Raw genomic sequence first — 25,091 nt, 5'->3', positions numbered from 1 at the left:
TTACGCATTTATTAGGGAAGGTGAATCAATTTTGCGAATTACAGAAGTGACGATCCGTAAAATGAAAATGAGGATGAAAGAGCCTTTTTCAACAAGTTTTGGGACGATGCAAGATAAGCATTTTCTGCTGTTGGAAGCTCGTGATGAGATAGGGAATACTGGCTGGGGAGAATCGGTTGCATTTGATGCCCCGTGGTATACCGAGGAGACTGTGGAAACGAGCTTGCATATGCTTCGCGATTTTCTTATCCCCCTGCTGCTTGGAAAGGACATTAGCCATCCCGATGACGTCGGCAGTCTCTTTGCACCGATTCGCGGGAATAATATGGCGAAGGCTTCCCTTGAGGGCGCCGTTTGGGATCTGTATGCAAAACGGAAAGGGATTTCATTGGCTGAAGCGTTGGGAGGCGAGCGCCAGCGAATTGAAGTCGGCATCAGTATAGGGATTCAAAAAAATTTAGCGGCTTTGATCGATAAAGTGCAGAGGAAGTTGGAGGAAGGCTATAAGCGGATTAAAGTGAAAATCAAGCCGGGAGCTGATGTTGAAGTCCTTCGGGGATTGAGGTCCGCTTTTCCGGATGTGCCGCTTATGGCGGATGCCAATTCGGCCTATACATTAGAAGATATCGATTTATTGAAGCAACTGGACGAGTTCGGCTTGCTGATGATCGAGCAGCCGCTCGCACATGATGACATCGTCGATCATGCCATCTTGCAAAAACAATTGAAGACGCCGATCTGCCTTGACGAAAGCATCCATTCCGTAGAAGATGCACGGAAAGCGGTCGAACTTGAAAGCACAAAAGTCATCAATGTAAAAATAGGAAGAGTCGGCGGCTTATCTGAAGCGAAGCGGATCCATGATTACTGCATGGGGAAAGGTGTTCCCGTCTGGTGCGGTGGTATGCTCGAAGCAGGAATCGGTCGTGCTCATAATATTGCTTTGACATCACTTCCGAACTTCATTCTTCCAGGTGACACCGCAGGGTCATCCCATTATTGGGAAAAGGATATAATTAAGCCTGAAGTGATGGTGGAAGATGGATATATCACTGTTCCGACTTCTCCCGGAATCGGTTTTTCACCCGATTTCCGTACGATCGAGGAATTCATGACAGACATATGGCACTTTAGGGAAGATTGATCGGGAATTCAGTTCGGTTTTGTGACAAATGCAACTTCTCCTGTGGAATATCCGTCTAATGCATTGATGAAGTCTGCAGATTCCAGTAAAATGAACGTAGGTTTTGTAGAGAGGAAGTTTACATGTGAAAAAAATAGTTAGTGCCCTTGCGATTGGTTCGCTCGTTTTTCTTTTGGCTGCTTGCACCAATTCAGGAGGGGCTCAAAAGAAATTGACAGCCGGAGATTTATTGGACAAGTCCCAAGAGGCGATGGATACGTCACTGAAAGCTGTCCATTCCCATGTTGTTTATGATGATTATGCGGTGACCGTCTATGATGGCGATATTGAAAACCCCGAGAAAGCTGGCGTGAAATTCGATATGCAGGTTGAGGCTTTCCTTGACCCGGCAAAGATACACGTGAAGTCAAATGTTCTTCCGCGTGGCGAGAAAGCATGGGATATGGATTTGTACCAAGTGGAAGACCGAGTATTTGTCTCTGACGACCGTAAAGGCGAATGGGAAGAATTAACGTCCGGTTCGGTTGAAGAACTGTTTGGTGCATTAGCATCCGTTACATACCCGACCCTCGACTTGTCGAAGTTCAAAGAGTTTGAAGACGAATTGATTCTAGAGCCGATCGAGTACGGATACGCCTTGAACTTAACGTTAGACCGCGATGGGGTCAAGCGGTTCAAGGAGATTTTCCCAGACTTTGGTCCACGTGAGGACGGATTCAGCATCGTCGACAAAATGGAATTAGTCATTACGTTCAATAAAAAAACTTCGTATGTGACGAGCTTTAAAATGTCCTCGGATATGAGGAATTACAGTGGCGGAAACTCTTATCGATCCCGTCAGAAGTTGAACGCCACATATAGCTATTTCAATGACATCGAAGATTTCAATTTGCCGAAGGAAGTCAGTGTTCTAGCAGCGGAATAAAAAGAAGAACTAAGTACACCCAAGAAGTTAACTTCTTGGGTGTTTTTGGTGATGGAGTTGTTGAGGTAATGTGACCGTAATCAAAATTTTCTATTGATTCCTTGTGAATGGTTATGCCACACTGTAGAAGTGACATTGTATTTTTTACGTTTCTCTGCGAAACGGCAGCTTCTTCGGAGGCTGCTTGTTCGCGGTTTTTTATGTCAAAAACAACTTTAATTTATGTACGGGGAAAAAGGGAGGATGCAAGAAATGAACAACCATGATGAAAGGTTTGTAAAGCCTGAAATACTGACACTTGTTTTGAGTAAAATGCTCGACAATACGATAACCCGCGCAAATTATCAACTGGAAGAGTTGCAAGGCGGGACAATAGGAATAGTTCAGCTTGTAACAGGCACGGCTGAAACATCTGATGGTAAACATCTGCCGTATAAGTTGGTTTGGAAAACACAAAAAAAATTTGAGCGTTATGGTGATCCGGATTCTTGGCGTAGAGAATACGATCTCTATGCATCGGATGTCAAAACGGTTTTCTTCGATTCGTTCCGTTGGCCGGAGTGTTACCACGCTGAAATAAATGGCGATGAAATTCAACTGTGGATGGAATATATTGATGGTGTGTCAGGCTTACATCTGACCTCGGAAATGTATGAACGTATAGCCGAGGAATTGGGGCGATTTCAAGGCAAGTTGTACACTGAACGACCAAACGTATTGCAAACCTTACCTAATCTAAGCATGGTTGAGTTTACGAAAAACTACTACAAGCGATATCGGTCATGGGATGTTTTGTATGATTACATACGCTCCGATGACTGCGAAATTCCGAAGCACTTGTGCAACATGCTCATAGACATAGATGACAATGCGGAAGAAGTATTCAGTCGGATTGAAAAGCTACCAATAGTGCTTTGCCACAGAGATTTTTGGGTGGCGAACATTTTCTATTCGGACAGTAAAGTAGTACTTATCGATTGGGATACTGCCGGATGGGGGTATATGGGCGAGGATATCGCGAGTTTAATAACGGATGAAGCGGACGTCAGTCATATGACTGAATACTATCAAAAATGCATTCCGGCGTATTACAGAGGTTTTTCGGAATATGCGGATGTGTCCCATGTCTCCGATCATTGTATCTACGAACTAATCCTTGTCATGTTTGGATACAGGCTTGTGGAGTGGCATAAATTCGCTGAGTCACCCGAAGATAAATCACTGCACCTTAACACCTTGCAAAAAATACATGAGATGAGAGATATGGAGATAAACATAACGCTTTAATTGAATAAGACCGATTACGCGAAATGGGACTTCCGAGCAATCTGAAGACCCATTTCATCGTATTATCGGCAAAAAGAAAGTAAAGGAGGTACCGTTCAAGCAGCTTCTCTATAGATGGAAATTGTGAAATGTAAATAACTTCAAAGAGACTGTATACACCCAATAAAGTCGTAAGTAATAAAGGGTTGTCGTTTTTACAAGGGACACTCCTTTCGTAACACAACCGTCATAATTTTAACGACTTCGCAACATATGTAATAATTAGACTTAAAAATTGAAAGTACACTTCTTTTCTAACAGCATTTGCTATTGTTTGCAAGCAATTCGAGAAGGAGTTATACCATCACTCATAAGATTACTTTAAAATGAAATTAAGTGCCTTTAGACATGTCATATGGGCAAAAACTCCAATACGTTCGGTATCTAAACTTCCCTTCTTTTAATGTGTTATTAATCTAAATGAAACCAACTCCTTGAAGATTCTAGATACAATTATCTATGTATGAAAGATTTCAATTGGGGAAGAGGGGATAGTTTTGAAGGAAACAATTAATAGCTATGAAGATTTATTGGTGATGTTAGACGCTTTATTACGTGAACCAACTAATTTTTGGGATGATTTCTATTCCAATCGTGAAAAAGACATACCTTTTTTCGCCAATAAACCCGACGAAAATTTAGTTGGTTATTTCGAGAATGTACTTATAGGAACTTCAGGAAAAGCACTTGAACTCGGTTGTGGACCAGGTCGGAATGCAATTTACTTTGCCGAAAAAGGATATGCTGTTGACGCAGTTGATTTATCGGAGCAATCACTTCAATGGGCAATTGAACGAGCGAAAGAAAAGAATTTACAGGTAAACTTTATCCAGAAAAATATTTTTGATCTTCAAATTGAAGAAGGATCATACGATGTTGTCTATGATTCAGGCTGTTTTCATCATATCGCTCCTCACCGAAGAATGAGTTACATAAATTTGGTACAAAAAGCATTAAAACCGGGTGGTTACTTTGCAATCACTTGTTTTGTCCAAGGGGGTGAATTAGGGGGAGCCGACATTACTGATTGGGAAGTTTACAGATTACGAAGTCTTCAGGGGGGCTTAGGGTTTACTGAAGATCGATTAAGGACCATCTTTAAAGACTTTGAAGAAATAGAAATACGAAAAATGAAAGAAGTAGACCCAACAAATGAATTGTTCGGGATTTCCGCTTTATGGTCTGCTTTATTTAGAAAGTAATGATTTCTATAAGGTTGTCTGATGTTTAAACAAAGAATAGGGATAACACATATTACTCATAAAATACACGTTATCCCTTTTCGGGTTTTCAAAAAGTTGATATTCACACTCTCATATCTGACGTTTATGCGAGATTAACGTTTTCTTCGTTTGAAGGGAAGCGATTATGTAATAGAACCCTGGCAAAATAATGACGGAACCGATTCCGATATAAATATGACGAATATTTAATGTTAAGAAAGGCAGGGAAGCGAACAGAATTCCTAATGGCATGGAGGCACGTAGGAACAGAAAACGAACTGCGCTTAACTGTGCCAACCGGTCTCTTGGGGCTTCCCGCTGGAAAATGGCTGCACTTTGGGCGTTGAAAAGAGGAAACAGGATACCACCCATCAGTTCACATAACCATGCTAGAGTGACCGAGTGGACAAAGTACAATAGTACAAAGGAAAAGCCGCCACCAATCAAACCGAGGTACATCGTTCGGGGGCTTTTCGGAAGCTTGGTCAGAAGAAGCATTCCGATTACATAACCGACAGGAAATGCCCCCTTGAAGATGCCATACTCCCATGTCTCGCCCCCCAATTCTCCCTGGATGAAGGGAATACTCAAGACCAGCGTTGCCCCCACCGCAAATTGGACTGTAGAAGACAGGAATGTTAAACGCAGGAGTTCAGGATAACTAAAGAAATTCCTGTACCCCTCTTTCATTTCAGACCACCAGAACTTTTTGGTCCAAGTTGCCACTTTTTGCGTGCTCGTTTGCGGAATTCGGGACAGTGCCAGGAAACTGATGAAGAACAGGATTGCCGAAATACCGTATATCCAGTGCATGGGCAGTAACAATAACAAGAGCGAAGTAACACCCGGAGCAAGAAAGCCCATTAGCCGAAGGGTTCCGTCCAATAATCCGTTGGCATCGGCCAATTCATCTTCTGTGCAGACTTCCGGCAGCAAAGAAAACGAAAGGCTGGCAAAAATGGGCTGAAGCAGGCCTAAGATGCATTGCAGAATAACCAAGCCGATGATGGACCCTGTCTCCGTTCCAATCCAAAAACCGACTAATGGCAGTAGATAGGCACCCGCTCGTATCAGTTGGATATTTTTGAGCATTTTTTCTTTGATGACATGATTAAGAAAAGGCGAGCTGACACCTTGCAGCACCAATGAAGGAATAAAATAAACGAGCCACAGGATGCCCATCCACTCCCGTGAACCTGTCAGTTCATATAATAGCAACCCATTGACAATAGCGCCGGCGGCACCACCAAATTCGGAGACAATCTCACCAATCCATAAGGATCTGAAGGACTTGGAATACTTCTTCATAATTCTGTTCCCAAATATCGCGTCAATTGGCTGGAGAAATCTTCAAGCTTTCTGGAGTTGATGGAATAGATCCCTTTTTCCACACTGACGAATTTGGCAGCTTTCAATAATGCCAGTTGATGATGAAGCGTTGTTTTCGATATGTTGAATTGGCCACTTAATTCTTGCAAGGACAAAGGTCTTTTCTGAAGTTGAAACAGCAGTTTTAGGCGAAGTTCGTCCCCTAATGCCTTATGGCCACGAATCAGCTCATTTGAAGGAATACCCGGTTCGAGCAGATACTCTTCTTTAACAGGATAAAAGAAGAGCTTAACATCAGAAGTACGAATGGTTAGCACCCAAGGCCGATAGGAAACCTGTGGGATGAGTTTAACCGACCAAATGGATGGCTCTGGCAGGTATTCAACGCCGCCCGTCACACGTTCGATTTCAGAAACAGGATTTTTCATATCCAGTTGACGATGCTGTTTCTGTTCAAAGGCAAGTGCCTGTAGCCATTTCTCCCAATCATCCTTTTTCGACATCCAACTTTTCCACTCTACTAATACACAAGTAATCAAGTCACATATTTCATGTTTGGATCGATGATGAAGCTCGCGAACATATCCCCCTAAATAGTCATGTCCCTCAAAGAGGCTGGCGTATTTTTCCCATACTTCCGTTTGTTCTGGATTACAGGCTGCTTCTATTTTTAATGACTCAGACTGTCGATCATGATAGGGGAGGAGCCATTTATAAAAATCATCCGTTGAAGAAGCGTTCGTAAGCAAATTCGAATATTCTTGAATGGAAACGGCGGAAAATTGATTTTGCAGTAAAATCATGCCATACCAAAGATTAGTTTCTTCAATCTCTTTTAATAGCTTGACCAGTGAAGAGGGCATCGCGTTTTCGTCTGTCCTCCATTCTTCATTCATTTCAAACGTGTGCCTCATCCGCTCATGTGTATAGCCAGCAATCCCCATTATCAATTCCCAGACTAGCGACTGTTCCACTTTAAGGATAATGGTTTCTGCGTGTGACACTGAATTTATTATTTTCAAAGGGTACCTCCTAAAGTTCCAATTTTATTTCATTCTATATTATTGGAACTAAGGATTCAATAAACATTAAATTTTTACACTGAATAGTAGTGGATGTTTTTCTTTGTAAAATGTAAGGCTAAAAGACTATGTCGCTACAATTCACTTTCCATTTTTCCCAATTGGCATTAAGAACCATTGAATATGAACATCCGTTCTGGGTATACTATACAGAACGGATGTTCTTTTACTTTCGGGAGGGATGCATATGTACGAAAATTTGCCAGACCGGAAAATCGTATGCCTCGATATGCGAAGCTTCTATGCCAGTTGTGCGGCTGCGATTGAAGGACTCGATATCATGGATACGCCGATTGCCATCATCGGCAATAAAGAACGGAAGGGTGGCATCGTCCTAGCGGCTTCTCCCGCCTTGAAAAAGGAATTCGGCGTGCAGACTGGAATGCGGCTTTATGAAATTCCCGATGATCCATCCATACGACTGATTGAACCGAAAATGCAGTTTTACATCGATGTCTCGATGGAAATCGCCAAAAATTTGAACCGCTATGTGCCGAAAGAGGCAATCCATGTGTATTCTGTCGACGAAAGCTTTATTGACTTAGGTGGAACCGAGCGGCTATGGGGAGACCCTGAAAAAACCGTCAAGAGAATTCAAGATGAACTTGTCAGCCAATACCAGCTCCGATCCGCCTGCGGAATGGGGCCGAATATGCTGATGGCAAAGCTAGCCCTTGACTTGGATGCGAAAAAGACCGGATTTGCCCGCTGGACGTATGAAGACGTGCCGAAAAAGCTATGGCCGGTCGCGCCGCTCAGCCGGATGTGGGGTATTGGCAGCCGGCTTGAAAAGACGTTGAACAATATGGGAATCTTCTCAGTAGGCGATTTAGCCCGCACGCCCCTTGAACGGCTTGAAACGAAATTTGGCGTCATGGGCAATCAATTGTATTATCATGCGCATGGCATCGACTTATCCGATCTCGGCGCGCCGCTCGTCGAAGGACAGATCAGCTATGGAAAGGGACAGATTCTGTATCGCGATTACACAAAGCGGGAAGACATCCTCATCGTCATCCTTGAAATGTGTGAAGACGTCGCATTGCGGGCAAGGGTAGCGGGCAAGGCAGGGCGAACGGTCCATCTGTCAATCGGCTATTCGAAGAATTCACTCGGAGGGGGATTCGGGCGCTCCCGTTCAATGCATGAAGCGACGAACGATACGATGGCCATTTACCGGATTTGCACGAAGCTGCTCGACGAATTCCACGATGGTCGCCCTGTACGGCGCATCGCCATTAGTCTGGCGAATCTTGAAAACGAATATGCCATGCAGCTTAGCTTTTTCGATGAGCATAAATGGCGTAATCGCCAGCTTGGCGCGACGATGGATTCCTTGCGCAAAAAATACGGCTCCACAGCTGTATTGCGAGCGGTTTCCTACACAGACGCAGGAACCGCCGTCCATCGCTCGAAACTCATTGGCGGGCATTACAAGTAATCTTGCAATTAAAGAGGGAGATGATCTGATGATCCGTGACCGAGGACGTATCAAATGGACGGCGATGATGCTGCCGGAGCATGTAGCAGAGCTACGAAAATGGACAGACCTTGATAATTACATTGCGAGACCGGAACTGAACGAGTGGGATCTGCAATTAGTTCAAGAAGAGCTTGAACTAGTGTGTAAGATGAAATGCGAGACCTTAATTAAAGTATGGAATAACGGACGTATTATTTATTATCAGGGAGTAGTTGAAGATATTGATTATCCAGGAATGTGTATTGTGCTAGAAGGTTCATTCAATTTACAGAGGGTACCGGTAGCCGATATCCTAAACTTGCAATGCATGGGATAATAAATCAATATCCTTAATGAAACAAGAATTAGTGCTAGATTGTGCTAATTCTTGTTTTCAATTTTTTCTGTACTATAGGTAATAATTCAGACTCTTCCAATCCCTTTTACTCCTTCCTTTAAACGTGCCAAATAATTGGCATATTAAAAGGGTATTTTTTTGATCATTTATAAAGCGGATAAAATTGATTGGAAACACAATAATATGGAGTTAAATGTATATACTTCAAGTTACCTTCAAGGTAATTATTGAGAATTTACTTTTGTTTAAGTAATTTTCCCAATTTAGAATGGTAATACATCAACATTTAGATATGATGTCAAGTTAAAAATACTTGGAATTGGACTATTTGCTCAATGAAATTTCCCGATATTTCTTTTCATAGAATATATTTCCGATTCAAATTTTATGTTGTACGGTTTATGTAATACGAAAAAGGAGGAAAACAAAATATGGTAAATTCCGTAAAACTATTGACCGATTTTTCTTTCTTAGCTCAACTGTAGCATTGGCAACAACCTTAAATTTGACACGAGATTAAAAAAAATGGCTTTAATATGTTGATATTATCGCAGAATAGAGTAAGCATCGACTAAGCGCAATATTTAAGTCAAGTGGGATGCAGATATTGACTCTAAAGCAACTAATAGAGTAGAAAGGATGGAAACCTATTCCAATGGCGGCGAAGGGGATATTGGACAACCACACAGTTTTTATAAAAATAGAAAGGAGTAAAAGTATAATAAAGGCCGAGAATACAAAAAAGAGGTGGAGAGATTGAAAAACCGAAAAAATTTGTTTTTTGCATTAATCTTTACATTATTAATATCTATTTGTTTGCCAGCATATGCCTATGATCTTAATGATCAATATGTAGGATCGAATGCATATTATTATAACTATGCGTCTGTGTCACCGTATCAAAGTCATATGAATAAGGTAACTACTTGGAATTACCAAGGAGCTTATGTCTTTCTCGTGAATGCAAACACGGGAGGTTATAATCCCAACATATATCAAGACTTTTTAGATATTGATAATGGATACTTTGGTTATGCTGCACCTTTAAATACTAGGCAAACTCATATAACTTATTACAGAGCTTTTAAAAATGGAACCCCTGATGAAAAGGATGAAACTGTGGTTCATGAGGTTGGTCACGCAATTGGATTACATCATACACAAAAAATAAATGATATTAATGCTGTTATGCGTGAAAATGGTTTTAATGGAAAGGCATACCCTTTACCTGATGATAAAGAAGGAATGAAAGCAAAATATGGGAGATGAGTAGATGAAGAAAAGACTAATAATTGGTTCATTGATATTAATAACTTTTCTGGTCCTTGGTAATAAAATTTTTGTCAAATCAATTGTTTCAAACGAGAGTGATTTTGATAATGGCTATGAGGATCATATATTTGATGATAAGTATATGATTTTCGACGGAAAAATGTCCGAATACTCAGATTTAAATGATGTTGAAAAAGAAAGTAATTTAATTGTCATTGCAAAAAAAGAACATGAAAATGATGCGACAATTGAAAGATTCGAAGGTACTCCTGTGGTAATTTATACATTATCAGATATAAAAATAACAAAGGTTATTAAAGGGAATATCGATGTGAATGAAACAGTAGCCGTATTAGAAAACTCGGGGTATGACCCTGTAACTGATAAAATGTATTATATCGGGAACTACGAACCAATGGAACTTGATAAAGAATACTTATTATTTTTAAGAAAATCAGAAACTGGAGATAATTACGTTCCGTCTGGTGTTGGATACGGAGTTGTCCCGTTAAGCAATGAAAAGAGTGCATTTCGCAAAGCGATTGCCGAAGCAAAGACTGAGTATGCAAAAAGTCTGTTACAAAACAAACAGCACGTAGATGAAATACATGAAAAAGCACGGAATAAATACAAAGAATACTTGCAATGAGTTTTTTAAAAGCAGTCCTGTACTGGATTGCTTTTTTAGTGTGCCCACTTGGGCATAGCCTATAGGATGCAAATCCCGAACTGCGAAAGCAGAAGTAACAGTTAAGTGTCCGTGGCGGCATGGAATCAGTAGGAAGGAAGCGAGCGGCAAACCTTCGGTCGGAAGAACACTCGGGCATTCAATATATTCAACCAATCGGGACCATTGATCCAAGACGGATTATTGCCCTTTTTAAAAGAGGCATTGCATATTTTGAAATAGACGAATTAGGATGATTTTGAATATATTTTGTTAGTTGAATCAATTTCATAATTACTAACTCAACTTTCGCAGAGAGAAATAGGTAAATAAGCCTTGATATAACTGGGTAATCCAGCCATCCATTGCTCTAGTTGACTTTGCATCATTCTCTTAAATACTCGGCTTTCCTTTTTTAGGACATTTGAATAAGCTCGATCAACTGCTGCATTGCGACAGCCCAATCAAGTTCGTTCACTTCATCACATAACTCATAGAAAAGCCCGCCTATCGTGCGATCATCCGTATTGCATCGATTTTGCCAGGACAGGACGATGTAGCGGGCGAAGACGATTGTCGTATGGCTAATTAAGAGGTCGTAGGAGCGCCCATGAAACTCCTTTTGGAGTTTTAACAACGACTTCGTCGCCTTGAAGAACATTTCAATATCCCAACGCATGCCATAAATACGAACAATCTCTTTTTCGGTCAATGAACAATCCGTGCTCAAAATAGCAAGCCATTCACTCTTCTTGTTTCTGTTTTGGATAAAGACCACTTTTACGGCCACAGCCGTTGTTGTCATGGTTGTCTGAATTGAGCGCAGAATGTCCTTTTTTCCTTGGCATGGTATGATGGCGTAGCGATGCTGGGAAGCGAACATGTCCCCAATGTTGAACATCACGTCTATATAACATCTGGATATGTGATTGAAGTATTAAGTGAGTATGAACCGAAAGTGAATATCATTGGGTAATCGGATTGAACGCCGCGGAAACCTTTATCTTTAACGGTTATCGCCTGCTGACAAAAGGCTATGGAATGAAAAAATTCCATAGCCTTTTATAATTTGCAATTTTATTCTCGGTTATCGACAGCTACGCTATCTTCACGCTCTTCCGTTGTAAATGTCGGTAGAATTGTCCGTGTGTTCGATGTCCCTGAGATCGGCTATAGGTTTTATATTTTCCATGAGTTCTAAAATACTTTTTCTTTCAGTAGTGTTCTCTGGAGCACAACTGCCCAATGGAGTTCAAAATCCGAAAAACGCTCTTTAAAAGACAAATACTATATAACTACTTGACAACAGAATAGATGAAAGCTTCATTGACTTAGGACGGACGGAGCGACTATGGGGACTGATTCTATACCGCGATTACACAAAGCGGGAAGCAGGCAAGGCGGGGCGCACAGTCCATCTATCAATCGGCTATTCGAAGAATTCGCTCGGAGGGGGATTCGGTCGTTCCCGTTCGATGTACGAAGCGACGAACGATACGATGGCCATTTACCGACTTTGCATGAAGCTGCTCGACGAATTCCACGACGGTCGCCCCGTACGGCGCATCGCCATTAGTCTGGCGAATCTTGAAAACGAATATGCCATGCAGCTTAGCTTTTTCGATGAGCATAAATGGCGTAATCGCCAGCTTGGCGCGACGATGGATTCCTTGCGCAAAAAATACGGCTCCACAGCTGTATTGCGAGCGGTTTCCTACACAGACGCAGGAACCGCCGTCCATCGCTCGAAACTCATTGGCGGGCATTACAAGTAATCTTGCAATTAAAGAGGGAGATGATCTGATGATCCGTGACCGAGGACGTATCAAATGGACGGCGATGATGCTGCCCGAACATATCGAGCAGCTGCGTGAATGGCAAAAGGAAGACGAACTGCAAATTAGGCAGCAGCCTGATGAACAGCAACTCGAACAATGGAACTATCAAATCCATGAAGCCGCAGAAAGAAATTTACAAATCTCCATACACTATTGGGACCACGAAAAAGTAACAGAAGGAAAAGGACACATCCAAAAAATTAACACATTGGACGGGACGCTGCACCTCGTTTCTGACAACGGTGAAACACACAGTATCCCATTTGTCCACCTGAAAAGTATTTCAGAATCCGAATAATTTACGTTTCGTACCTTTTCTATTGTTCGGACTTTTGATAGACTATTCAAAGATAGAGAAAAAGGGGGATTACTTTGAAAGTTTTACTACAGCTTGGCTGGTTTTTCAAACAACGGAAGAAACAATATGGACTCGGGGTCGCAGCGCTCGTGTTCGTTTCCTTATTGCAATTGCTTCCTCCGAAAATCATCGGCTTGATCGTCGACGATATTACGGAAGCCACATTGACAGCTTCCGAGCTGACGAAGTGGCTTATCATCCTGGCGATTGCTGGAGTGTTGATGTATCTGTCTCGCTATTATTGGCGCGTCATGATCTTTGGCTCCGCGGTGCTATTATCGCGAACGATGCGAGAGAAATTATTCAATCATTTTACGAGAATGTCACCTTCTTTTTATCAAAAGAGGAGAGTCGGGGATTTGATGGCACATGCGACAAATGACATCAACGCCGTTCAACAGACGGCAGGAATGGGAATTTTAACCCTTGTCGACTCCATTTCCACTGGAGGTTTCGTCATCTTGACGATGGCATTGACGATCAACTGGAAACTGACAGTCATTGCACTCATCCCGTTTCCATTTATGATTTTCCTCACAAGTTATTACGGAAGATTGCTGCGCAAGCGTTTCCGCTTCGCTCAAGAAGCATTCTCCAATCTAAATGATAAGACGCAGGAAAGCATTTCTGGCATTAAAGTAATCAAAACATTTGGACAGCAAAAGGAAGATATTGAAGATTTCACGGATCTATCGACGGATGTCGTCGCTAAAAATATGAGAGTGGCGAAAGTGGATGCACTTTTCGATCCGACAATCACAGGCATCTTTGCGGTATCATATATTCTATCTTTCTATTTCGGAACTAAATTTATCATAGCAGGAGATATGTCCATCGGTGATATGGTGGCGTTCAGTACATACCTTGGGTTGCTCGTATGGCCAATGCTCGCTTTCGGGTTCCTGTTCAACATCGTGGAACGCGGAAATGCATCGTATAGCCGTATTACGGAACTATTATCGATCGCTCCGGATATTAAAGATGTCACAGGGGCTATCGATCGACGTCCAGAAGGGGATCTCCACTTCGACATCGAAGAGTTCAAATTCCCTGACGATGAAAGTCCGGCGCTACATAACGTACATTTCACTATAAAACGTGGGGAGACACTTGGAATTGTCGGGAAGACCGGCTCTGGAAAGACAGCAATTTTGAAATTATTGCTGAGAGAATTTGAAGGATATAAAGGAAGCATCGTATATGGCGGGCATCCGATCAACCAATATAAACAGCAGCGTTTACGTGAATCGATCGGTTACGTGCCACAAGATCATTTCCTATTCTCTACGACGATTGCAGAAAACATTGCATTTACCAATCCGAAATTAGATCGGGAAGAAATTTACGAAGCGGCAAGGCTTGCGCATATCCATGACGATATTACAGGATTTGCTGAAGGCTATGAGACAGTCGTAGGTGAACGCGGCGTTTCCTTATCGGGAGGCCAAAAGCAACGTGTATCTATTGCACGTGCGCTTATCATGCAGCCTGAATTGCTCATTTTAGATGATTCACTGTCCGCGGTCGATGCAAAAACCGAGGAAGCGATCCTTGAATCGCTGAAACGAACACGGACAGGTGAAACAACAGTCATTACGTCTCACCGATTAAGTGCCATCCAACATGCGCATAAAATAATCGTCATGCATGAAGGAACGATCGTCGAGGCGGGAACGCATGAAGAATTACTTGCGTTGAATGGAAGGTATAAGGAAATGTATGACTTGCAGCAATTGGAAGTGCTTGTCGAGCAAGGAGGGGAAGAATAATGCAGATGGAAAAACAGCCTAAATTGACGGCAAAGGACCAGTGGATCGTTTTTAAACGGTTGATGCGCTATGCAATCCCGCATAAAGTAAGCATCACGGTCGCATTGTTCTTCCTTGTATTAACGATAACGGGGAGCATTGTCGGGCCGCTAATCATCCAATCATTCATCGACGATTATTTGACGCCTCTTCATTTCCCTAAAAACGAAGTGTTGACATTAGCGCTCGTCTACATCGGTTTGCAGATTTTCATTGTCGTTGTGTCCTATTTTCAATTGCTCCGTTTTCAGGACATAGCCTTAAAGATTATTCAACAAATGAGGATTGATGTATTTACAAAAGTACAGGGGCTTGGCATGCGTTATTTTGACCGGACACCGGCAGGAAGCATAGTCTCGCGTGTGACGAATGATACGGAATCAATCAAGGAAATGTTCGTTAGCGTCGTCGTCACTTTCCTGCAAGCGATCTTCGTCATTATCGGTGTTTACATCGCGCTCTTTTCACTTGATGTGAAATTATCATTTGTATCAATGATTTTATTGCCGTTATTTATGGCGATTATCATAGTCTATCGTCGTTACAGCGCCGATTTCTATCAGGATATTCGCGAACGATTGAGCCAATTGAATGCTAAAATCGCCGAGTCATTATCAGGCATGGGCATGATCCAAGCATTCCGGCAGGAGGAACGGTTGGCAAGTGAGTTTGATGATATTAACGAAGGCCATTATCGTGCAGGAATGCGGAATATTAAGTTCGATAGTATTCTTCTAGGGCCGTTCATCGACTTGCTTTACGCTTTCGCTATCGTTTTCGTTCTCGGTTATTTCGGATTCATGTCACTTGATAGTGCAGTCGAAGTAGGGATCATCTATGCATTCACGACGCTGATTGGTCGTTTATTCCAGCCGGTCCAGCAAGTAATGCAGCGGATGTCCATTTTCCAGCAGGCGCTCGTTTCGGCATCTCGAGTATTCAAATTAATGGATGATCCGGATATGGAGCCTGCCCAACAGGAAACAGAGCATAAGGAAATCCAAGAAGGAACGATCGAATTCCGAAATGTGACGTTTTCTTACGATGGCAAGAATGATGTGCTGAAAAACATCTCCTTCAAAGCGAATGCCGGCGAAACAGTTGCGTTGGTCGGTCATACGGGAAGCGGGAAGAGCTCCATCATCAACTTGCTTATGAGGTTCTATGAATATGGCCAAGGTGAAATCCTCATTGATGGAGTCTCATTAAAAGACTTGCCAAAGGCGGAACTGCGGAAGAAGATCGGGCTTGTCCTACAGGATCCATTCTTATTCTATGGAGATATTGAAAGTAATATCCGTCTGCATAATAAGGAAATGACTTCCGAGGAAGTCCGAGCTGCAGCTGAATTTGTTCAAGCGAATGAATTCATTGAAAAACTGCCGGATAAATATTCGCAAAAGGTTACAGAGCGAGGGTCGACATTCTCGAGCGGACAGCGTCAATTGGTCGCATTTGCGCGGACAATTGCGACGAACCCGAAAATCCTCGTATTAGATGAAGCGACTGCGAATATCGATACGGAAACAGAAGTTGCCATTCAGGCAAGTTTGGAAAAAATGCGGAAAGGCCGTACGACAATTGCGATCGCCCATCGATTGAGCACAATCCAGGATGCAGAGCTCATCCTCGTCCTCCATCAAGGGGAAATCGTCGAACGCGGAACGCACCAGCAGCTTCTGTCACAAAAAGGACTCTATTACATGATGTATCAATTACAAAATGGTCTCGTGGAAGACGCTATGTAACATAACGGTTCGCCAACGCATTCATTGCGAGGGCGAATCGTTTTTTTTATTGCAGTTCAGAGCACCTACGATACGTTCATTAATTGTTCACAGTCAAATTGAGCGAATTTCGGCTTCGGATTTGGTACGATGGGAGAAGAAAAATGAAGGGGAGAGAATGATGGGAACTGATTTGAATATATTTCTAGCATTTGGCGCAGGTTTCCTGAGTTTCATTTCGCCTTGCGTCCTGCCATTGTATCCGGCATTCATATCTTATATCACCGGCATGTCGATCGAAGAGCTGAAATCAGATTCAAAACGGATGAATCGGAATGGTATGCTCCATACACTGTTCTTTTTACTCGGATTCTCAATCGTCTTTGTCTTTTTAGGATTCAGTACATCATTTGTCGGCAATTTTTTCGTACAGTACAAAGATATTCTTAGGCAAATCGGTGCTATTTTCATCGTATTGTTTGGTTTAATGGTCATCGGATTGTTTACACCGAAATTCTTAATGAAAGAGCATCGCCTGCAATTCAAAAATCGTCCAGCTGGTTATTTAGGGACGGCTTTGATCGGACTTGCTTTTTCAGCAGGCTGGCAGCCATGCATGGGACCAATCATCGGAGCGATTATCGGATTAGCAGCAGCAAATCCGGGTTCCAGCATGCTGTATATGATGATGTATGTGCTCGGGTTCGCGATTCCATTTTTCGTCTTGTCGTTTTTCATTACACGACTTGGCTGGATTCGCAGAAACAGTAATCTTATTATGAAAATCGGCGGTTATATTATGATTGCCTTTGGACTATTACTGTTCTTTGACGGCATCGTTTTCCTAACAAGCTTACTAAGCCCGATATTTGGAGATTTCCAAGGGTTTTAAGATTCATTCCAGAGCCTCCGAGTGTTTTGCTTGGAGGCATAATTGATTGTGAAACGGAGGAAGTGCCGGTGAAAGAAATCGATTCTTTTGACCAATGGCTTACTATATCAGCAAGCGAGCCGAAGCTTCTATTGTTTGTAAAAACGGATCATTGCTCTGTTTGTGAAGGGCTTTATCCGCAAGTGGCCGAGCTTGAAAAAAAATATCCTTTCCCATTTTATAAAGTCAATGCGGCACAAGTCCCCGAAGTAGCTGGGCAACTCTCATTATTCACCGCTCCTGTCGTTTTGCTGTTCCGTCAAGGAAAGGAAATGACCAGGTTCGCCAGGTTCGTTCCGATGGAGCAACTGAAACATCGGATGGATGAGTTAGGGGAATGGGGGGAGGATTATGCTTAAACTTCAGGAGTTCGTTGACTTCATTTTCAATGAAATCCCCTCTATTTACTTGATTGTCGGTTCGACTTTTCTATTCCTCTTTATGGGGACAATGGCATTCATCGTGCGGACAAAAGCGGCAAAAAGACCAATTTCACCGAAACGAATCATTTTGCCGCCACTGTTCATGTCGACAGGGGCGCTCATGTTTTTATTTGAAGAGTTCAGGGTGCCGTTTCCTCAAGTCATCGAAGCGATCTGTGTCGGATTGCTATTTTCCGTTGTATTGATAATAACGACGAATTTTGAAGAAAAGGACGACAAGCTCTATGTCAAGAAGTCCAAAGCTTTTATAATCATCCTTTTCAGTTTGCTTATCATACGTTTTGTAGCAAAATTGATATTAAGCAGTTCTATTAATGTGGGAGAGCTTGGCGGCATGTTCTGGATATTGGCATTCGGCATGATTGTCCCATGGCGTATCGGAATGCTAGTTAAGTATTACAAATTAAAGAATTCCATTGAAAAAACCTCCTAATGCAGGAGGTTTTTTTGAGTGACGGTCTAGACTCCGCTTTTGTTAATCAAATAAATGCTCATAAGGTGTGAGATCGATTTCCATAGAGTCCAATTTTCTTCGTAAAAATTTATGATCGCGTTTAGGAGTAGCGACGATGTAGCCGCGGATAATATGATCAAAGCCTATCGTCTTTGCGCGGTCCTCTAACGCAATCTGGCCGATTTTTGCACCGATCTTCTGTTTCGCGACATCGCGGAATAATTCCGGAACGGGGCTGACAAGTTCATTCAAAAGATCTTTCGCTTCCTCATTCCAGAGATGAAGGGATTCATTCACATAATGTTCTTCCCAGTCAAGCGTCGATTTGCCGTCTGCTTTCGGAAACACTTTTAGGAATTTGCGGAACATGAAAAAGCCACCGATTCCGAAAAGCCCGATTAGAACGACACACCAAAAAATGATGAACCATATAAACAAGTCTTGCAACTGTCTTCACCTCTTCCATTCTACTCCCCATTATAAGAGCTTTTTCAAAAAAGTACACGGACAAAGTATCCTTTTTCGCTTCCGCGGTCTATATAACGTGTGAAAGGAGGGGAAAGCAAATGGCGACAATCGAATTCAGGCATGCAGTCGGAAAAGTGTATTTCGACGGAGGTATGACAGAAGATGGGAAAATGATTCGCAAATCAAAAACCTATCGCAATCTAGCAGAAGGGGCAACTGCAGAAAATCTGTATAACGCTCTTTTACAATTGGCACAGTTGTCCGAATATCCGTTTATCGGGGCGGAGAAAGTGGAAACAGCAGACATTATGAATTAATGAAAAAGGGGGAATGAGAAATGGCAACAACATTACAATTGAACTTTCTAACAGCTGCAGGGAAGCAGACGTCCATCACTGTAGATGAGCCGAAAAACGGATTGACACCATCCGAAGTGGAGGCAGCCATGCAGCAAATCATCAGTTCGGGTGTATTTGAAGTAGATGGTTCTCTGCTTGAATCCGTGAAAGGCGCACGAATCATCGAGCGTACTGTCACCGAACTTGTAAAAGCATAATCGTATTCGGCTCCCAGTCCCGCGCTGGGAGCCTTTTTAAATTGAATCTAGCTACAGGCGCCCTGCGCTTTATGGGAGAGGAGGTTTCAAAATGGAACAATGGCTGGAACTTATACAGCAGATCGGATTTCCGATATTTGTATCATTCTATCTGTTGCACCGGCTTGAAACGAAGCTGGAAGCGATCCATAGTGCCCTCGTTTCATTAAATGTGAAATGAACTTCACTGAAACGTCAATGTTTCGACAAGAAGGATTGGTCCGTACGGTTGTTTGATAAGCACCTATCCACTATGATAAAGTAAGTATTGAAAGTGGAGGAGTCTGTATATGCGCAAAAAAATCTTTTTATCATTCATCATGATGCTTATGCTATTATTGAGCGCATGTTCAATGGGCGGATTTAAAGCGGATCATAAGTATAAGATTGATCCGTTTGAGTTTACGAATCAGCATCATGAACAAGTATCTCTCGACGATTTGAAGGGAACTGTCTGGATTGCCCAGTTTGTCTTCACGAACTGTGAAACCGTCTGTCTGCCGATGATGGCTAATATGGCAGATCTTCAGCAGATGTTGCATGACGAAGGTGTCGAAGATTATAAAATTGTTTCATTCAGTGTAGACCCGAAAATTGATACGCCAGAAACATTGCAAGAGTACTTGGATACATTCGATCCTGTCGATCAAAGCAAATGGGAAATGTTGACCGGCTATAGCCAGGAAACGATTGAAAACTTGGCAATTGGTTCATTCAAGACATTCGTCAGTAAAACGCCAGGAGTGGACCAAGTCACTCACGGTACTGCATTCAGTTTGATCAATAAAGACGGAGTGTCTGTGAAGACGTATAACGGCGCAGAAGACGTGCCATATGAAGATATTATAAAAGATATGAAAGCGCTCATTAAAGAAGAGCCTAAATCGTAACATTTTGAACGGAAAAGGGTGGTGCAGTGAAGAAGAAGAAAAAGGGGTTATCCATTAAAACGAAAATCTTTATGATCGTTTTGCTCATCCCCGTCGCTGTAACCACCTTCACCTTATCGGCAATCATTTATACAGGCATCCAGAACCCCGAACTCATAAAGAAATCGGCAAGCACTTTGCTGGAATACCAAGATCGTCACACTTCTTTAGTTATTCCAGAGGAGTATATTCCGATCTATAAAGCAGCGGCGGAGGAATATAGTGTTCCTTGGACACTACTCGCTGCCCATCATCGAATAGAAACCCGGTTTTCAACGATGGATCCATTGTTATCTCCTGCGGGTGCTGAAGGGCATATGCAGTTCATGCCTTGCACATTTGTAGGCTGGGGATATCCAGGGTGCGAAGGGCTTGGAAAAGGGAATATACCTGACAAGGACAAGACAGATCCTGCTGTCATTCAAAAGTATGGCGGGTATGGAGTCGATGCGAACGGAGACGGGATTGCCGATCCTTTTGATATTGAAGATGCTATCTTCAGCGCAGCCAACTATTTATCCAAAAGCGGTGCTGCCGACGGTGAAATTGAAAAAGCGATATTCCATTACAATCATAGCGACAAATATGTAGAAGACGTATTATGGTTTTTCAATGAATTTGAAACCCAAAGACTTCAGAACGAATAAAAAAGCGTCAAGGGAAAAATCCCTTGACGCTTTTTGTTACCTTTTAAAAATTAAGTAGCTCTACGCATTGATTTCATGATCAAGCTCACAATAAACACTAGAATAATCGCGCCGAGTAATGCAGGAAGGATATAGAAGTCAGACACTCTAGGACCCCATTCTCCTAGCAACATTCCACCGATCCATGCGCCGATAATACCTGCAATGATATTACCGATGATTCCGCCTGGAATATCTTTTCCTAAAATAAGTCCTGCGAGCCAACCGATAACTCCTCCGATAATTAGAAACCAAATAAAACTCATTTGCTCCATCTCCTTTTTAGTGATTCATAATTGCTTATGTAGTATTTGAATATCCGTTTTTTCCATACATTAAACATCTATCGCAATTGAATCACCAAAAAAGGATGATCGTCACTGTATGACTTTAGCTCCCAAGGTCTTCTCAAAATGACGTAGTGCCCAATCGTGTCCAGCTGGATCAAAGCTTGCTACACCTTTTTCATGGATGACGATAGAAAAGCCACGATTATAGGCATCGACTGCTGTGTGAAGAATGCATATATCTGTGCAAACGCCCACGAGGTGCAATTCAGTTATGCCACGTGCACGGAGCTGCAATTCAAGGTCGGTGCCTGCAAAAGCGCTAAATCGTGTTTTATCCATCCAAATAATTTTATCTTTATTTTCCTCGTACAAAGTGTGTAACGCACCATAAGGAGATCGTCCTGCAGTACCTTTAATATTATGCGGAGGAAACAGCTTCGTTTCAGGATGGTATGGATCATTCTCTTCATGAAGATCGACAGGCATAATGACAAGATCCTCTTTTGTCAAAAAATCTTTTGTCAAGTCGACAATATACGCTTCCAGGTCGATGCCGGGTTGACCGCACGTCAATGCGCCATCCTGCGCAACGAAATCATATGTGTAGTCAATTACTAATAATGCTTTTTTCAACAATCCCACTCCCTTTACCTAATCTTCCTTATCATCATGCCACAAAGATAGAAAAAATTCAGTAGAATTCTATCAGTATGAAACCAAACCTTTGCATGAATGAGTTTTTCAGAATATACTTGACGGTGAGCTGGTTCTCTATGCCTTCATACATATGGTCATCATGTTTTCTTATGAAAGACTATAATTTTTATGTATTTTACTTATCAACGTACCTGTACTATGATGGAATAGAGAAACGCTTACACACAACCTTTTCAATAAAGGAGGAATTACAATGGCAAAAAGCAATTTGCACAATAGCCGCCAATCATTCGAATTGAATGGCAAGACGTATAACTACTATCGTCTGAAAGCCCTCGAAGAAGCTGGCATTGCAAACATTTCCAAACTACCATACTCAGTAAAAGTGCTACTTGAATCCGTCCTGCGCCAACATGACGGTTATGTGATCAAAGATGATCACGTTGAAAACTTGGCAAAATGGGGCAAAGATGCAGATAAGGACGCAGAAGTTCCTTTCAAACCTTCCCGCGTTATTCTGCAAGACTTCACTGGAGTTCCAGTAGTCGTTGACCTTGCATCCCTTCGTTCAGCAATGGCAGAAATGGGCGGAGACCCGAACAAAATCAACCCGGAAATCCCGGTTGACCTTGTCATCGACCACTCGGTACAAGTTGACCGATATGGTTCTGAGGATGCGCTTCGCTTGAACATGGAACTTGAATTTGAACGCAATGCTGAGCGTTACCAGTTCTTGAGCTGGGCTCAAAAAGCTTACGATAACTATCGTGCTGTTCCTCCGGCAACTGGTATCGTTCACCAAGTTAACCTTGAGTACCTTGCAAGCGTTGTACACGCAATTGAAAACGAAGACGGCACATACGAAACATACCCAGATACACTTGTCGGAACTGACTCCCATACAACAATGATTAACGGTATCGGTGTTCTTGGATGGGGTGTTGGTGGTATTGAAGCAGAAGCAGGCATGCTTGGTCAACCTTCATACTTCCCAATTCCAGAAGTAATTGGTGTTAAGCTTGTTGGCGAACTTCCAAACGGAACAACTGCAACTGACCTTGCGTTGAAAGTGACACAAACACTTCGTGCCCATGGCGTTGTCGGTAAATTTGTCGAGTTCTTCGGTCCTGGCGTATCGAAATTACCGCTTGCAGACCGTGCGACAATTGCCAACATGGCTCCTGAATATGGTGCAACTTGCGGTTTCTTCCCAGTTGACGAAGAATCCCTTGACTACATGCGCCTAACAGGAAGAGAAGAAGACCATATCCAAGTTGTTAAGAAATATCTTGAAGAAAACGATATGTTCTTCACACCAGATAACGAAGAGCCTACTTACACAGAAGTAATCGAAATCGATCTTTCTAAAATCGAAGCAAATCTTGCTGGTCCGAAACGTCCACAAGATATGATTCCGCTAACAGAACTACAACGTTCTTTCAAAGATTCTGTTGTAGCTCCTGAAGGGAACCAAGGTTTTGGTTTGACTCCGAAAGAATTCGAAAAGCAAGGAACAGTTGAATTTGCAGACGGCCGCACTGTCGGCATGAAAACAGGCGATCTTGCAATCGCAGCAATTACTTCTTGTACAAACACATCCAACCCTTACGTTATGTTAGGTGCTGGACTTGTTGCGAAGAAAGCTGTCGAAAAAGGTCTTACACCTCCTGCATACGTGAAAACGTCATTAGCACCAGGTTCAAAAGTCGTTACAGGCTATTTGGAAGACTCCGGTCTCTCAAAATACTTGGATCAAATCGGATTCAACACAGTCGGTTACGGTTGTACGACATGTATCGGAAACTCCGGTCCTCTTCTTCCTGAAATCGAAAAAACGATTACAGAAAACGACCTATTAGTTTCTTCTGTACTTTCCGGTAACCGTAACTTCGAAGGACGTATCCATCCGCTCGTAAAAGCGAACTACTTGGCTTCACCGCCACTTGTTGTCGCTTATGCACTTGCTGGAACAGTTGATATTGATTTTGAAAAAGACCCGATCGGTAAAGCGAAAGACGGTACAGATGTTTACTTTAAAGACATTTGGCCATCTTCGGAAGAAGTGAAGGAAGTCGTAAAAGCGACAGTAACACCTGAACTATTCCGTAAAGAATACGCTCGCGTATTCACAGAAAACGAAGCTTGGAATGCAATCGAGACAACTGACGATTCTTTATACGATTTCGATGAAAACTCGACATATATCCAAAACCCTCCGTTCTTCGAAGGTCTTTCAAAAGAGCCTGCTGACATTCAAGCTCTTTCCGGACTTCGCGTCATCGGTAAATTCGGTGATTCCATTACGACGGACCATATTTCTCCTGCAGGTGCTATCGGCAAAGATACACCAGCCGGTAAATACTTGCGCGAGCGCGGCGTAGAGCCACGTTACTTCAACTCATACGGTTCTCGCCGTGGGAACCACGAAGTAATGATGCGCGGTACATTCGCGAACATCCGTATCCGTAACCAAATTGCAAAAGGTACAGAAGGCGGATTCACAACATACTGGCCAACAAAAGAAATCTGCCCAATCTATGATGCAGCAATGCGTTATCAAGAAGATGGAACTGGCCTTGCAATCCTTGCAGGTAAAGACTACGGTATGGGCTCTTCACGTGACTGGGCTGCGAAAGGTACTTCATTGCTCGGTATCAAAACAGTCATCGCTGAAAGCTATGAGCGTATCCATCGTTCAAACCTTGTCATGATGGGAGTTCTTCCACTTCAATTCTTGAATGGGGAAAGCGCTGAAACACTTGGCCTAACAGGCGAAGAGGAAATCAGCGTAAACATCGCGGAAGGTGTAAAACCACGCGATATTCTGAAAGTGACAGCAACTGCAAAAGACGGCTCCGTCAAAGAATTCGACGTGTTAGCACGTTTCGACTCTGACGTAGAAGTAGATTACTACCGTCACGGCGGAATCCTTCAAATGGTTCTTCGTGATAAAATGAAAAACAATTAATAAGCAGAACAAAGGCGTCCGAGTAAATCGGGCGCCTTTTCTATATGTTTTATTTATAAAAGCAGCGCATTTAATGTCATGTAACTTGGTTTCGGTATTTTCTTCATCGGACAATCATACAATCTATCGATTGCTTAAAAACGTACTAAGA

At 42.5% G+C, this 25,091-nt stretch carries 25 protein-coding genes and 2 pseudogenes; 21 read left to right on the top strand and 6 right to left on the bottom strand.

Features of this window, described 5'->3' with window-relative positions:
- Window positions 1–31: 31 nt before the first annotated feature.
- From menC to ACR65H_RS06215, 4 genes are all read left to right on the top strand, one after another.
- Window positions 32–1,144 (top strand): o-succinylbenzoate synthase, encoded by a 1,113-nt coding sequence (gene menC, locus ACR65H_RS06230; RefSeq protein ID WP_440499300.1) that lies wholly within the window; start codon window positions 32–34, stop codon window positions 1,142–1,144.
- 124 nt (window positions 1,145–1,268) lie between these two features.
- Window positions 1,269–2,069: a DUF6612 family protein gene (locus ACR65H_RS06225; RefSeq protein WP_440499299.1), complete on the top strand. Its 801-nt coding sequence runs from the start codon at window positions 1,269–1,271 to the stop codon at window positions 2,067–2,069.
- 252 nt (window positions 2,070–2,321) lie between these two features.
- Entirely contained in the window at window positions 2,322–3,356 is a 1,035-nt protein-coding gene (locus ACR65H_RS06220; protein WP_440499298.1) for an aminoglycoside phosphotransferase family protein, read from the top strand.
- 536 nt (window positions 3,357–3,892) lie between these two features.
- The gene (locus ACR65H_RS06215; protein ID WP_440499297.1) at window positions 3,893–4,597 is read left to right on the top strand and encodes a class I SAM-dependent methyltransferase; all 705 of its coding nucleotides are present in this window, start codon (window positions 3,893–3,895) and stop codon (window positions 4,595–4,597) included.
- Between the two features lie 111 nt (window positions 4,598–4,708).
- Here the strand turns inward: ACR65H_RS06215 and ACR65H_RS06210 are convergent, their stop codons facing one another.
- On the bottom strand, window positions 4,709–5,926 hold the full coding sequence (locus ACR65H_RS06210) for an MFS transporter (protein WP_440499296.1): 1,218 nt from the start codon (window positions 5,924–5,926) through the stop codon (window positions 4,709–4,711).
- Window positions 5,923–6,843 (bottom strand): ArsR/SmtB family transcription factor, encoded by a 921-nt coding sequence (locus tag ACR65H_RS06205; RefSeq protein WP_440499295.1) that lies wholly within the window; start codon window positions 6,841–6,843, stop codon window positions 5,923–5,925. The genes ACR65H_RS06210 and ACR65H_RS06205 overlap by 4 nt, the downstream gene beginning before the upstream one ends.
- Window positions 6,844–7,216: 373 nt before the next feature.
- Here ACR65H_RS06205 and ACR65H_RS06200 point away from each other — a divergent pair, with 373 nt between their 5' ends.
- The 4 genes from ACR65H_RS06200 to ACR65H_RS06185 all read left to right on the top strand — a co-directional run bounded on the left by ACR65H_RS06200 (window position 7,217) and on the right by ACR65H_RS06185 (window position 10,770).
- A complete protein-coding gene (locus tag ACR65H_RS06200; RefSeq protein ID WP_440499294.1) occupies window positions 7,217–8,470 on the top strand; it encodes a Y-family DNA polymerase in 1,254 nt (417 codons plus the stop codon).
- 28 nt (window positions 8,471–8,498) lie between these two features.
- Window positions 8,499–8,828 carry a YolD-like family protein gene (locus ACR65H_RS06195; RefSeq protein ID WP_440499293.1) on the top strand — a complete coding sequence of 110 codons (330 nt, stop codon included), beginning with the start codon at window positions 8,499–8,501 and terminating at the stop codon, window positions 8,826–8,828.
- A 777-nt stretch (window positions 8,829–9,605) separates the two neighbouring features.
- Window positions 9,606–10,118, top strand: a complete 513-nt coding sequence (locus ACR65H_RS06190; protein ID WP_440499292.1) for a matrixin family metalloprotease — start codon at window positions 9,606–9,608, stop codon at window positions 10,116–10,118.
- Window positions 10,119–10,122: 4 nt separating this feature from the next.
- Window positions 10,123–10,770 (top strand): hypothetical protein, encoded by a 648-nt coding sequence (locus ACR65H_RS06185; RefSeq protein WP_440499291.1) that lies wholly within the window; start codon window positions 10,123–10,125, stop codon window positions 10,768–10,770.
- A gap of 320 nt (window positions 10,771–11,090) precedes the next feature.
- On the opposite strand, the pseudogene ACR65H_RS06180 reads toward ACR65H_RS06185, so the two are convergent.
- Window positions 11,091–11,638: pseudogene (locus ACR65H_RS06180) on the bottom strand (IS4 family transposase); the annotation flags it as partial.
- 505 nt (window positions 11,639–12,143) lie between these two features.
- Between ACR65H_RS06180 and ACR65H_RS06175 the strand changes: the two are divergent.
- The 7 genes and pseudogenes from ACR65H_RS06175 to ACR65H_RS06145 form a co-directional block, all read left to right on the top strand.
- Window positions 12,144–12,563, top strand: a pseudogene (locus ACR65H_RS06175) (DinB/UmuC family translesion DNA polymerase); the annotation flags it as partial.
- A gap of 28 nt (window positions 12,564–12,591) precedes the next feature.
- Window positions 12,592–12,924 (top strand): YolD-like family protein, encoded by a 333-nt coding sequence (locus ACR65H_RS06170; protein ID WP_440499290.1) that lies wholly within the window; start codon window positions 12,592–12,594, stop codon window positions 12,922–12,924.
- Between the two features lie 74 nt (window positions 12,925–12,998).
- On the top strand, window positions 12,999–14,753 hold the full coding sequence (locus tag ACR65H_RS06165; RefSeq protein ID WP_440499289.1) for an ABC transporter ATP-binding protein: 1,755 nt from the start codon (window positions 12,999–13,001) through the stop codon (window positions 14,751–14,753).
- Window positions 14,754–14,758: 5 nt separating this feature from the next.
- Window positions 14,759–16,540 (top strand): ABC transporter ATP-binding protein, encoded by a 1,782-nt coding sequence (locus ACR65H_RS06160; RefSeq protein ID WP_440499648.1) that lies wholly within the window; start codon window positions 14,759–14,761, stop codon window positions 16,538–16,540.
- 160 nt (window positions 16,541–16,700) lie between these two features.
- Window positions 16,701–17,411: a cytochrome c biogenesis CcdA family protein gene (locus ACR65H_RS06155; RefSeq protein WP_440499288.1), complete on the top strand. Its 711-nt coding sequence runs from the start codon at window positions 16,701–16,703 to the stop codon at window positions 17,409–17,411.
- Between the two features lie 68 nt (window positions 17,412–17,479).
- Window positions 17,480–17,809: a thioredoxin family protein gene (locus ACR65H_RS06150; protein ID WP_440499287.1), complete on the top strand. Its 330-nt coding sequence runs from the start codon at window positions 17,480–17,482 to the stop codon at window positions 17,807–17,809.
- On the top strand, window positions 17,802–18,326 hold the full coding sequence (locus ACR65H_RS06145) for a CcdC family protein (protein ID WP_440499286.1): 525 nt from the start codon (window positions 17,802–17,804) through the stop codon (window positions 18,324–18,326). Before ACR65H_RS06150 ends, ACR65H_RS06145 begins: the two co-directional genes overlap by 8 nt.
- Before the next feature lie 42 nt (window positions 18,327–18,368).
- On the opposite strand, the gene ACR65H_RS06140 is transcribed toward ACR65H_RS06145, so the two are convergent.
- Window positions 18,369–18,794: a DUF2621 domain-containing protein gene (locus ACR65H_RS06140; RefSeq protein WP_440499285.1), complete on the bottom strand. Its 426-nt coding sequence runs from the start codon at window positions 18,792–18,794 to the stop codon at window positions 18,369–18,371.
- 119 nt (window positions 18,795–18,913) lie between these two features.
- Between ACR65H_RS06140 and ACR65H_RS06135 the strand changes: the two genes are divergently transcribed.
- The 5 genes from ACR65H_RS06135 (at window position 18,914) to ACR65H_RS06115 (ending at window position 20,986) form a co-directional block, all read left to right on the top strand.
- Complete coding sequence (locus tag ACR65H_RS06135) at window positions 18,914–19,132, top strand: DUF1659 domain-containing protein (protein WP_440499284.1); 219 nt, start codon at window positions 18,914–18,916, stop codon at window positions 19,130–19,132.
- Between the two features lie 20 nt (window positions 19,133–19,152).
- A complete protein-coding gene (locus ACR65H_RS06130; protein ID WP_440499283.1) occupies window positions 19,153–19,371 on the top strand; it encodes a DUF2922 domain-containing protein in 219 nt (72 codons plus the stop codon).
- A gap of 91 nt (window positions 19,372–19,462) precedes the next feature.
- Complete coding sequence (locus ACR65H_RS06125; RefSeq protein ID WP_440499282.1) at window positions 19,463–19,591, top strand: YvrJ family protein; 129 nt, start codon at window positions 19,463–19,465, stop codon at window positions 19,589–19,591.
- A 109-nt stretch (window positions 19,592–19,700) separates the two neighbouring features.
- Complete coding sequence (locus ACR65H_RS06120; RefSeq protein WP_440499281.1) at window positions 19,701–20,300, top strand: SCO family protein; 600 nt, start codon at window positions 19,701–19,703, stop codon at window positions 20,298–20,300.
- Window positions 20,301–20,326: 26 nt separating this feature from the next.
- Complete coding sequence (locus tag ACR65H_RS06115; protein ID WP_440499280.1) at window positions 20,327–20,986, top strand: lytic transglycosylase domain-containing protein; 660 nt, start codon at window positions 20,327–20,329, stop codon at window positions 20,984–20,986.
- 50 nt (window positions 20,987–21,036) lie between these two features.
- On the opposite strand, the gene ACR65H_RS06110 is transcribed toward ACR65H_RS06115, so the two are convergent.
- Both ACR65H_RS06110 and ACR65H_RS06105 read right to left on the bottom strand, forming a co-directional pair.
- Window positions 21,037–21,291, bottom strand: a complete 255-nt coding sequence (locus ACR65H_RS06110) for a GlsB/YeaQ/YmgE family stress response membrane protein (RefSeq protein ID WP_440499279.1) — start codon at window positions 21,289–21,291, stop codon at window positions 21,037–21,039.
- A gap of 111 nt (window positions 21,292–21,402) precedes the next feature.
- Entirely contained in the window at window positions 21,403–21,948 is a 546-nt protein-coding gene (locus ACR65H_RS06105) for a cysteine hydrolase family protein (RefSeq protein ID WP_440499278.1), read from the bottom strand.
- Between the two features lie 277 nt (window positions 21,949–22,225).
- Here ACR65H_RS06105 and acnA point away from each other — a divergent pair, with 277 nt between their 5' ends.
- Window positions 22,226–24,940 carry an aconitate hydratase AcnA gene (gene acnA / locus ACR65H_RS06100; protein ID WP_440499277.1) on the top strand — a complete coding sequence of 905 codons (2,715 nt, stop codon included), beginning with the start codon at window positions 22,226–22,228 and terminating at the stop codon, window positions 24,938–24,940.
- Window positions 24,941–25,091: the final 151 nt, after the last annotated feature.

It is taken from the genome of Sporosarcina sp. SAFN-015, from assembly GCF_059415085.1.
This window is presented reverse-complemented; position numbering and strand designations above follow the sequence as displayed.